We start from the raw sequence: 3,453 nt of genomic DNA, 5'->3' as shown, positions 1-3,453 counted from the left end.
AGAGGACTGAAAATCCTCGTGTCACTGGTTCGATTCCAGTTCGAGCCACCATAATGAAAAGCACTAACATATGTTAGTGCTTTTTTATAATGTTTATAATACATATTATAAACAACATTTGAGTATAAAGATAATATTTATATTCAAATGTTATTTATTTTTTATATAGTGTCATTTATTAATGTTAACTAAACAGTACATTGATCTACATATACTGAGTAGATACCACAATTAGGGCATACAGTTACACTAACTATGTAACTATCATCAATCTTTCCTAATCCGAAAAGTTTATTAAAAGATGTGTTTTTATATTCATTACTAATAGTATTTATAATGTATTCATTATTTTTTGTATAACTGTAGAAGTGGTACTCAAAATAACGATAAGATTTATTTATTTGTTCCTGTGTATTGCAAGAGCATTTATCTGCATAATACTCATTTGAAAAACTTACTTCGTCACCTTCATTTAAAGCATCTAGTATCATATCTATTGATAAGCCTGTTACCTCATTTTCATCTTCAAAAAATATTCCGTCACAATTTTCTTTAGTTAATATGTACTCCTTGTTATCATGAGTAAATTTATACTCCATAAAATATCCCCCCTTTTAATAATAAAGCTTGAGAATTGAAAGCTCAAAGATTATATTTTAGAATCCATACTAAAAATTTGTATTCTATGTCTATATTATAATCTTTATATATTCTCAATTTGCCAATCAATTGGTTTTTGGTTTGTTGAAATTAAGAAATCATTTGTTTTTGAAAATGGTTTACTGCCAAAGAAGCCTTTTGAAGCTGATAATGGACTAGGATGAACAGATTTAATAATATAATGTTTTGGATTAGTTATCAAGCTGGTTTTTGAAATAGCATTACTACCCCAAAGAATAAAAACTACAGGAGTTTCTTTATCATTTAATACTTCGATAACTTTAGTGGTAAATTCCTCCCAGCCTTTATTTTTATGGGAATTAGCTTCTCCAGCTCTAACTGTAAGTACTGTATTAAGCAATAAAACCCCTTGATCTGCCCATTTTTTTAAATAACCATTGTTTGGAATGTAGCAGCCTAAATCTGTATGCAGCTCTTTATAGATATTAATTAAAGATGGTGGAGCTTTAACACCAGGATTAACTGAAAAACTTAATCCATGTGCTTGATTTGGTCCATGATAAGGATCCTGTCCTAGTATAACAACTTTAACATTACTATAAGGTGTAAAATGCAATGCGTTAAAAAGGTCATACATATTAGGATAGATAATTTTTGAATTATACTCATTCACTAGAAATCTTCTTAGATTAATATAATAGTCTTTCTTAAATTCAGATTCTAAATAATTTTTCCAATCATTTTTTAATATTTCCGACATAACATCACCCATACTTATTATAGCATTTTATTACAATTTTATGTACAATGCATCTTTAAGGTTATTAATTTCAATTTTATTTAGTTATATTATTGTTAGAAGCGGTAGATACTGTTAAAATGGTATATAATAAATGCAAAAAATAATAATAAGTACATAAAGGAGAATTAACATGGAAAATAAGGTATTAGCTGTTGTAGCGGGAAACGAAATAACTGAAAAAGATTTAAATGCAATAATCTCTAGATATCCTGAGGAACAAAGAGTAGCTTTGCAAAGTGAAGGAAAGAGAAAACAATTAACAGAACAATTAATTTCATTTGAATTAATGAATAAGTTTGGAAAAGAAATAGGTTTAGATAAAACTCAAGAATATAAAGATGCAATGGAGAATATATCTAAAGAAGTAATAACTTCAATGGCTGTTAATAAAATATTAAGTGATATAACTGTTACAGATGATGAAGTTAAAAAATATTATGAAGATAATAAAGAAGCTTTTGGTAAACCAGAAACAGTTTCGGCAAGACATATATTAGTTGAAACAGAAGAAGAAGCTAATAAAGCTAAAGAAGAAATTTTAAGTGGTAAAATATCTTTTGGTGATGCTTCAATGAAATATTCAATGTGTCCATCTAACATGCAAGGTGGAAACTTAGGTGAGTTCTCAAGAGGAAAGATGGTTCCTGAATTTGAAGAAGCAGCTTTTACAGCAGAAATAGGAGTAATTACTGAACCAGTTAAAACTCAATTTGGATATCATTTAATATTAGTAGATGAAAAAAATGAAGCATCAACTAAGAGTTTTGATGAAGTAAAAGATAATGTTTTAGATCAACTAATAAAGCAAAATCAACATAAAAAATATGAAGACATGATAAAAGAATTAGAAGCAAAATATGGAGTTGAAAGAAAATAATTAATTAAGATGAAAACAGGCTTTGGATTATACTATATCAAAAAAAGTACTCTTTCTAATAACATTACATTAAGTAATGTTATTAGAAGAGTACTTTCTTACTATTTAATAATTTCATAAATATAGCGTTTAAGCTAGTACTAAATTATACGATTTTAAAAACTATAACAATTCTATAAATGAATCAATATATTTATCTGCATATTTAAGAAGCTCTTCCTTTGAATTTGTACACTCACTATCACTTACTGCTATAACTCTCATATTAGCAGCCTTTGCACCTTGTATAGCAGGAAGGATGTCCTCAAATACTAAGCAATGTTCTGGTTCTATTCCTAACTTTTTAGATGCTAGTAAATATACATCGGGACAATTTTTGCCTTTAACAACTTCATCAGTAGTTGTAATTGAATCAAAATAGTCGTAGATTCCATTATTTTTTAAACAAGCTTCAAGTAGTGGAATTGAATTACTTGTAGCTAAAGCAATTTTAATATTACGAGAATTTAAGTAATCTAAAAATTCCTTTACGCCAGGTTTTAATTTCACGTTATTTGCATAATGATTGTATGCCATAGTATGCCAATCAGTTAGTATTTCATCTATGGAATCTTTAATATTAAACTCATTTTTAAAATAAACAGCTGCCTGATGGAAGCTCAAGTGTGCAATATCATTTCTTAAATTTTCTGGCATGGAATACCCTTTTATTTTAAGGTAATCAATATCAATTTGAGTCCAAACCCACATGGAATCAACAAGCGTTCCATCTAAGTCAAATATTACTCCTTTTATATCAGTTAACATGGGTCACCTCCTAGATATCTTTATTTATGATTTTATCATGCTGATAATTACTATTAGTGAAGAATTAACTATATATTGACGATAGGGTATTTAAGTATGGAAATGAGTTCAACATAAAGTCTGTAAGTACTAAAATTACATTTTAAACAATTGTTTCTTGATATAAAGTCGTAATTGAAATATAATAATATAAAACTATAATTTTATAGTATAAAATAAAAAAACTTAAGGATTTTTCCTTAAGCTGTTAAAGTTGCATGAAAAATATTTTGGTCGGGGTGACAGGGATTGAACCTGCGACCTCATGGTCCCAAACCACGCGCGCTCCCATCTGCGCCACACCCCG

Annotated in this window: 4 protein-coding genes and 1 tRNA gene; 1 reads left to right on the top strand and 4 read right to left on the bottom strand. The window is 28.2% G+C overall.

Annotation, left to right across the window (positions count from 1 at the left end; all coding sequences use genetic code 11):
- Positions 1–188: 188 nt before the first annotated feature.
- The gene (locus COL3_RS26265) at positions 189–599 is read right to left on the bottom strand and encodes a DUF3785 family protein (protein WP_008429470.1); all 411 of its coding nucleotides are present in this window, start codon (positions 597–599) and stop codon (positions 189–191) included.
- Between the two features lie 104 nt (positions 600–703).
- Positions 704–1,381: a uracil-DNA glycosylase gene (locus tag COL3_RS26260; protein WP_035284550.1), complete on the bottom strand. Its 678-nt coding sequence runs from the start codon at positions 1,379–1,381 to the stop codon at positions 704–706.
- Positions 1,382–1,553: 172 nt separating this feature from the next.
- On the opposite strand from COL3_RS26260, the gene COL3_RS26255 reads away from it, so the two are divergent.
- A complete protein-coding gene (locus tag COL3_RS26255) occupies positions 1,554–2,300 on the top strand; it encodes a peptidyl-prolyl cis-trans isomerase (RefSeq protein WP_008429466.1) in 747 nt (248 codons plus the stop codon).
- Between the two features lie 162 nt (positions 2,301–2,462).
- Here COL3_RS26255 and COL3_RS26250 read toward each other — a convergent pair whose 3' ends face one another.
- Both COL3_RS26250 and COL3_RS26245 read right to left on the bottom strand, forming a co-directional pair.
- Positions 2,463–3,107: an HAD family phosphatase gene (locus COL3_RS26250; protein WP_008429463.1), complete on the bottom strand. Its 645-nt coding sequence runs from the start codon at positions 3,105–3,107 to the stop codon at positions 2,463–2,465.
- Between the two features lie 270 nt (positions 3,108–3,377).
- A tRNA-Pro gene (locus COL3_RS26245) sits at positions 3,378–3,453 on the bottom strand.

Origin of the sequence: Clostridium sp. LS, from assembly GCF_002760435.1 — a bacterium.
Classification (GTDB): Bacteria; Bacillota; Clostridia; order Clostridiales; family Clostridiaceae; genus Clostridium.
The sequence above is the reverse complement of the archived record's forward strand: the minus strand, read 5'-3'. Positions and strand labels throughout refer to the sequence as shown.